Annotated in this window: 5 protein-coding genes; 3 read left to right on the plus strand and 2 right to left on the minus strand. The window is 71.8% G+C overall.

Going from position 1 to position 7,331, the window contains the following annotated elements:
- Positions 1-777 precede the first annotated feature (777 nt).
- Positions 778-2,988, minus strand: a complete 2,211-nt coding sequence (locus NBZ85_RS24720) for a DUF2142 domain-containing protein (protein WP_261559521.1) — start codon at positions 2,986-2,988, stop codon at positions 778-780.
- Positions 2,989-3,300: 312 nt separating this feature from the next.
- Positions 3,301-3,933: an acyltransferase gene (locus tag NBZ85_RS24725; protein ID WP_261559522.1), complete on the minus strand. Its 633-nt coding sequence runs from the start codon at positions 3,931-3,933 to the stop codon at positions 3,301-3,303.
- A gap of 363 nt (positions 3,934-4,296) precedes the next feature.
- Here NBZ85_RS24725 and NBZ85_RS24730 point away from each other — a divergent pair, with 363 nt between their 5' ends.
- The 3 genes from NBZ85_RS24730 to NBZ85_RS24740 all read left to right on the plus strand — a co-directional run.
- On the plus strand, positions 4,297-5,280 hold the full coding sequence (locus NBZ85_RS24730; RefSeq protein WP_261559520.1) for a glycosyltransferase family 2 protein: 984 nt from the start codon (positions 4,297-4,299) through the stop codon (positions 5,278-5,280).
- Positions 5,281-5,282: 2 nt separating this feature from the next.
- Positions 5,283-6,437, plus strand: coding sequence for a glycosyltransferase (locus tag NBZ85_RS24735; RefSeq protein WP_261559519.1), 1,155 nt, complete (start codon positions 5,283-5,285; stop codon positions 6,435-6,437).
- A 163-nt stretch (positions 6,438-6,600) separates the two neighbouring features.
- The coding region (locus tag NBZ85_RS24740) for a class I SAM-dependent methyltransferase (RefSeq protein ID WP_261562684.1) at positions 6,601-7,331 on the plus strand (731 nt) is incomplete at its 3' end.

Below are 7,331 nucleotides of genomic sequence, written 5' to 3' on the forward strand. Positions count from 1 at the left end.
GGCGTGGGGGCTGCCGGCGTGGAGGGCGACGCGGCCTGGGGTGGCGTCCCACCGACGGGCTGGCGTGCGGACAGCATCGCGGCGGGCTCCGGCGCGGCATGCGGGTCCTGGTCGGGCGGCGGCGCCGACGGGGGTGCCACCCCCCATGCCCTGCCCGTCTCCCGCTTGCGGCGCAAGATTCCCCCCGAACTGAGCTGGTCGACACCGCGGATCTCGTGCGCACGATTACCACGGTTTCGGCGTGGATACCCCGGCCTTCCGACTGGAGCGGACACGCGGTTCCGCGTCGTTCACCAGTGGATCATTCCTCTCGAGAATAACCGCATGGTCAGTCTCCGGCCGTGTCCGACGGCCGACCAGTCTGCGACTCCGGAAAAGCATTGTGCGCATGCTCGGTTGGGTGAAACCCGGCGGTGTGGAAGTAGCGGATCCCGCTGTCACGCCGAGTTGAACGCAGCCGGGAACAGCGCCGCGATACGCGCGGTGGCGGCGAGGGGAGGCGCGGTGCCGGTGGAGCCTACGAACCGCCAACCTCAACACCGGCCGCCCTCCCCTTCGGTGGGTCCGTAGGAGTTGTCATTCCCCGCTCTCAGCCCGGGGGATGAGGTCACAACCCCGGTCCGTCGCCCGGCCGGCGCGGTCGTGGTCGTGGTCGGCCGCACCTGTCCGGGCCCCGTGCCAGTGTGCCGCCGGGCGCGTGAGCGTGCACGCTGCGCAGTGGATATCGGACCCTATGCCGCCGTTCGTCGTTCCGCCGGAGTCCGGGCGTCAACGCGGTTACGGGCGGCTGGTGCTGTCGGCCTCGGTGGCAGGGGTGCTCGGCGGTGATGTTGCCGCCGCCGGCAGGGTCACCGCTGCCGGCTGGGGTGCCGTCGCTGCCGGCTGAGGTGCCGTCGATGGCTGGGCTGCCGGCGGGGAAGGCGGCTGTGCCTGCACGGGGCGGTCGGGCCGGGGCTGCTCATTCACCACGGTGTGCCGGTGCAGCCGGACCGCGCGGTTACGGGCGGCTTCCCGCAGCCCCTGAGTCCGGGGGCCGGCGTCGCCCGGGGCGGGGTCGGCGGCCGACGGTAGGGCGGCATCCGCGCCGGGCCGGCTTTCGCGTCCGGCGACGGTCGGCGCGCCGGAGCTACCGCGCGTTTCGGTGGCCACGCCCGCGCCTGCCAGGACGACGCCGCGGGCGGACCGGGACGGCCGGGCGTCGCGCTCGCCGATGACGAGCACCCACAGGCAGCCGGCCAGGGTCGCCACCGCGAGTGCACAGACCGCGACGGCGATGCCGACCAGCGTCCCCTCCGACCACGGTGACCAGGCCGCCATGTCGTCCCAGGCGTCACCGAGGTCACCGCCCTTCGGCCGCCAGAAGTGCGGGAACACCATGCTGATCGACCAGACCTGCAGGGTGACCGCGCCCGCGAGGAACAGCAGCGGCATGATCCGGGACAGGTAGCGGCCGGTGGCCGCCGCCCCCAGTCCGACCCCGATCGCGAGCGACGCCAACCCGGCGTAGAGGTACCGGCCGGAGATGCCGCTGACGTGGAACTGCTTGTCGAAGTTCTTGGCGGACTGCAGCGTCATCAGCCCGAACAGGCCCCACGTGACCCACAGCAGGAGCAGCAGGTCGACCCGGATGCGCCAGCTGCGGGCCCGGATCAGCGCGAGCGCGAAGAAGAAGATGACCAGGGCCGTGCCGGTGCGGACGGGAACGGTCGTGAGGTTGACCTCGAACCAACCGAACGATCCCCACCAGCGCAGGATCGTCCCGTTGATCAGGATCTCCCGGTAGGCGCCCCAGTCGTCACCCAGGTACTGGCCCAGCGGGAAACCGGGCGTTTCCGGCTGGAAGGCTCCCCAGCGCACGACGTTGACGATCCACCACCAGCCGCCCAGGGCGACCATGAGCGCTCCGCCCAGCAGAATCTGCCGCCAGGGCAACCGTTGCGCGGCGGCGGAGGGACCGGCGGGGCCCGTGTCGGCGAGCCGGAACGGGCGGTCGTCGACCCGACCGTCGCCCCCACTCGCCGCGCCGTCGCCGGCCTCGGCGTCGAGCGCGCGCGTGGCGGCTGTGGTCGCCCGCAGCGCACGGGCGTCGCGGCGGGCCCGTGACCAGGCCAGAACGTAGGCCAGCACGGCCATCGGGACCAGCACGATCGCCAGCGATTTCGTCATCAGGGCGAGGCCGAGGAAGCTCCCCGTCCAGGCCGCCGTGCGCAGCGAGGTGTCCCCGCGCAGCACGTAGACGATCCCCACGGTCGCCAGCCCGGCGGTCAGGATCAGCAGGTTGTCGTTGTTGACGCTGGAGCCGATGTGGGCCAGCTCGGGGATGGCCAGCGGGACCAGCGCCGCGCAGGTCCCCGCCACCCGACTGCCGTCGGACAGCCGGTGCGCCCCGGCCCAGGCCAGCAGCGGCAGCGGGGCCACCATCGCCACGCTGACCAGGCGCAGAATGCCGATGATCTTGTCCCAGTGGAGGTTGTCGCCGCCGTCCGGGATTGCCTTGAGGATCACCGCGTTGACCCAGTAGTACAGGGGCGGGTGTTGGACGATCTGCTGGATGCCGCCCCGGGGCGCGGGTGTCCGCTCCAGTTCCTCCCAGCTCGGGCGCTGGTCTCGGGGCGTCGCCTGCGCGGCGGTGAACGGCCCGGCGGACAGGTCGCGCGGCCGCTTGCCGGAGCCGTAGGGCGCCGCGAGGATCGCACCGACTCCGCCGCGGGTCACGACCACGTGCCCCGGATGAGGCCAGCCCTTGCCCTCCACCAGGCGCATGACTGCGTCGACGTGGTTGGGCTCGTCGGGCGCGTGGTACTGCGGCATCATCACCGACCAGCCGGCCAGCACCGCAGTGAACAGCAGGGTGATCGCCCAGATGGTGGGGGGCGCGGTGCGCAGGATGCGCCACGGTCGAAAGCGGGTCCCGTCGGGGATCACCGCCGGGCCGGGCGTGGCGGTGGCGCGGGCCGCTGCGGTCGTACGAACCGCGAACCTCAACACGACCCGCCCTCCCTTTCGGTGGGTACGTAGGAGTGTGGAATCCTCCGCTGCTACTCCAAGCGGGGGAGGACGTCAACCAAGAGCGGCGCGGTCCCGGGGGCCCCGGAAGGAGGTGCTGTCATGCTACGGACACCCCCGAGCGGTTGACTGTCCGGGTATCCACGTATCGGCCCTGGTCGCGGACGGTGGCGAGGTGCTTCCCGGTAGGCGGCAGGTCGCCGTCCGCAGTGTTCCCCGCGCACTCGCGTCGCAGTCCGACACTTCCGCGCCGGCCCGGATCGGCCCTGCTCCCTCAGCCCAGGGGTCCGTGCCTCAGCGCCAGGAGTCGATGTGGCCGACCACCTTCGCCGGCGATCCGGCGACGACGGCCTTCGGCGGGACGTCGCGGGTGACGACGGAACCCGCCGCCACCACAGCGCTCTCACCGACGGTCACGCCCTTGAGGACGATCGCGCCCGTGCCGATCCAGGCCCGGTCCTCCAGCACGATCGGTCCGCTCATCGGCTGCTCGACGCCGTCGACGACCATGGGATGGAAGTCGTTGTCGAGGAGCTGGGTGTCCCACGAGACGTTGCAGTAGGCCCCGATGGAGACCCGTTCCCGGACGAGAATCTTGGCGAACCCGTTGATGTTCGCACCGGGGCCAAGTTCCAGCACGCCGGAGTCGATGACGACCCGCACGCCCCGCTGAAGCGAGACGACCCCCTCGCAGCGCAGCCGGCCCTCGGGGTGCACCCGGATGATCGAGGTGTCGCGCTTCGTCGTCAGCCCGAACCCGCCGATGCCGACCCGCAGCGCCGCCCCCTCGGCGAACTCGATGCGCTCCCGGCCCTCGATGACAGTCGGCGATCCGATCCAGATCGGCTGCTTGTAGGCGAGCGGGTACCGCAGGCCCGCGAGGAACGAACGGGCCGAGGTCTCCCGGGCGGCCCGCAGGGCCCGCACGTGCCGCACGTATTCACGTAGATCACTTTTGAACGCAGCCACGGTCCAAACAGTAAGCGCCGGTGTGGGCCGGCGGATGGCCGGCACCGTCCCCGCCTGCCTTCTTCGCCCGTAGGCCCGGCCCGGTTCGGCGCGGTCGCCGACCTGGTCACCGACCTGGTCACCGGCCCGGTCGTCGGCCCGGTCGTCGGGCGACGGGGCGGGGCGTGCCACTCTAGAACGGCGCGCCTGTATGGACGGACCGCGCTTCACCGCCATGGACCGGCGATCGGAGTGGGACGACGTCGGGCCGCGCCATGCACCGGCGCCGCCGCCCCGCAGCGGCGATCATCGCCGGGAACGACGACCGGGAGCCACACCGACGTGAGTGTCAGCGCCATCCACAAGCCCGACCAGCCGCAGGGCAGCACCCCGACGCAGCCCGCGGCCGGCGACGATCTCGTCGCGATCGGGCCAGACGTCCCCTACGTCACCATCGTCCTGCCCTGCTACAACGAGCAGGATCACGTGGTGCTCGAACTCGAGCGCATCACGGCGGCGATGGACGCCAGCGGGTACGCCTACGAGATCCTCGCGATCGACGACAAGTCGACCGACAACACCCTCGCCGCCCTGCGCGACGCGGCCCCCCGCTTCCCCCGAATGCGGATCATGCCGTTCCGCCGTAACGGCGGTTCGGGCACGGCCCGGCGCATCGGCACCCAGGAGGCTCGGGGGAAGATCGTCGTCTGGACCGACGCCGACATGACCTACCCGAACGAGCGCATCCCGGAGTTCGTCCGCTACCTGGACGACAACCTCGATGTCGACCAGGTCGTCGGGGCCCGGCTCACCGAGGAGGGGACCCACAAGTGGGCTCGGGTGCCGGCGAAGTGGCTCATCCGGATGATCGCCCAGCGGCTGTCCGGGATGAAGATCCCGGACCTGAACTCGGGCCTGCGTGCCTTCCGCCGCGAGGTCTCCCTGCCCTACCTGCGGCTGCTCCCGCCCGGCTTCAGCTGCGTCACCACGATCACGATGTCGTTCCTGTCCAACCAGCACCCGGTCGACTACCTCCCGATCGACTACGCGAAGCGCGCCGGGACGTCGAAGTTCCACCCCTTCCGCGACGCGCGGCGTTACATCCTGCAGGTGCTGCGGATGGTCATGTACTTCGACCCGCTCAAGGTGCTGATGCCGATCGCCCTGTGGATCATGGCGCTGGGCTTCGTGAAGCTGATCGTGGACCTGGTCCGCTACGACTTCCATGTGGCGACGTCGACGCTGCTCGCGATCCTCGTCGGCTTCCAGATCGCCGTGCTCGCCCTGATCGGTGACCTGGTCGCCCGTTCCCGCAGCAACACCTGACCATGCGCGTCGCGGTCATCGGCCCGACCCATCCGTACAAGGGCGGGATCGCCCAGCACACAACCGAGCTCGCGCATCGGCTGGCCGCCGAGGGACACCAGGTTGCGATCGAGTCATGGTCCGATCAGTACCCGGCGCGGCTCTATCCGGGCGTGCAGCGCGTCGCCGAACCGGAGATGGAGCCGTTCGGATCGACTCGCTACCCGCTGTCCTGGCGCCGCCCCGATGGCTGGGTTCGGCTCGGCCGGCGGCTGCGGCGCGAAGCCGACGCGGTGATTCTGGTCGTCGTCACACCGATCCAGGCGCCGGCTTACCTGGCCATCCTCACCGCCCTGCGCGGCAGGGCCGGGCGAGGGGGCAGCCCGGGCCCGCGGGTGCTTGCGCTGTGTCACAACGTTCTGCCGCACGAGCGGCGTGCGGTGGACGAGCCGCTGGTCCGGGCGGTCCTGCGGCGGGTATCCGCGGTGCTCGTGCACACCCCGGCGCAGGCCGAACTCGCCGCCACGCTCACCCCGGTGCCGGTGGTGGTGGCCGAGATGGCCCCGCACCTGTGGTCCGCGCCGACCCGGCGCCGTCCGGAGGTGATCGCCCCCGGCGGGACGGCCGAGCCCACGGCGGCCGACGGCCCGCGGCACAGCCTGCTGTTCTTCGGGCTGGTCCGGCCCTACAAGGGGCTCGACGTGCTGTTGCGGGCGCTGGCCCGTGGCCCGGCGGACGTCCGGCTCACCGTCGCGGGGGAGTTCTGGGGTGACGCCGCGCAGACCACGCGTCTCATCGCCGAACTGGGCCTGACCGGCCGGGTCGACGTGCGTGCCGGCTACGTCGACGCCGCCGAGGTACCCGGCCTGTTCGCGGCCGCGGACGCCCTGGTGCTGCCGTACCGGGCGGGAACGGCGTCGCAGAACGTCGATCTCGCCCACCTGCACGGCCGGCCGGTGATTGCAACGACGGTGGGTACTCTGGCTACCGCGGTCCGTGACGGCGTCGACGGGCTGCTGGTCCCGCCGGACGACGTTGACGCGCTCGCCGCGGCCCTGCGTCGCCTCTACGAACCGGGTGTACTGGCCGATCTGCGCGCGAAGGTCTCCCCGCCCGACCCGCAGGCGGCGTGGGATAACTACCTCGCCGTGACGCTCGGTGCTCTCGATGGTGGATGAGGCGTCCGGGCCTGGGCCGGCTGTGGTCCGGCTGAACGTTCCCGATCGTCGCGTCGTGTCCGGCGGCGATCACACGAGGTATATCTGACGGGTCTAGAGGCGGACGGTGCCCCCATGGCAGGCAGACTGACCGTCAACAACGGTAGGAACGGAAGGCGGACTGGTGAGCCCCGTACGTGACGACGCCCTCGCCTTCGTGGGTCACCAGGTCCACGTGATGCGCCGCCGCGAGGTCGGCACCCTGCTGGAGTGGGCGGGGGAGCTGTCCGGGCGCACGCTGCTCGACGTGGCCGGCGGCGACGGCTACTGGGCCGGGCAGGCCGCCCGCCGCGGTGCCCGCGCCGTCTGCCTCGACCTGGCGCGGCACAAGTTGGAGTTCGGCCGGCGCCTGCGCGGTCACCCGGGGCTCGTCGAGGGCGACGCGCTGGCGCTGCCCTTCGCGGCGACCACCTTCGACGTGGTCATGTCGGTGTGCGCGATCGAGCACTTTGACGACGGGCCGGCCGCGCTCGCCGAGATGGCCCGGGTGCTGCGCCCCGGTGGCGATCTGGTGATGTCCGCGGACGCGCTGACCCGGGCGACGACCTGGCCGGACCTGTTCCACCGCCACCGCGAGCGCTACCACGTCAAGCACACCTATCCGGGCGAGCACCTCGCGAAACTGCTCGACGACGCGGGGCTGGACGTCGTCCGGCAGACGTACATGTTCCGCAGCGAACGCGCCGAACGGCTATACCTGACATTGTCCGCGAAGGGCGGCCGGGCCGGTTGGAACGCGGCGGCGGTGCTCTCCCCGGCCGTCGCGCTGGCCACGTCGAGCAGCGTGCGCCCGGACAGCTCCCCCGCCCACTCCAGCAGGGTGCCGACCTCGCGGCGGCGCATCACGTGGACCTG

Source organism: Frankia tisae, from assembly GCF_025403405.1.
Taxonomy (GTDB): domain Bacteria; phylum Actinomycetota; class Actinomycetes; order Frankiales; family Frankiaceae; genus Frankia; species Frankia tisai.

Bases quoted from the DNA above. Each gene is read 5' to 3' on its own strand.
- NBZ85_RS24735 (WP_261559519.1), top strand. From the start codon at position 5,283: ATGCGCGTCGCGGTCATCGGCCCGACCCATCCGTACAAGGGCGGGATC.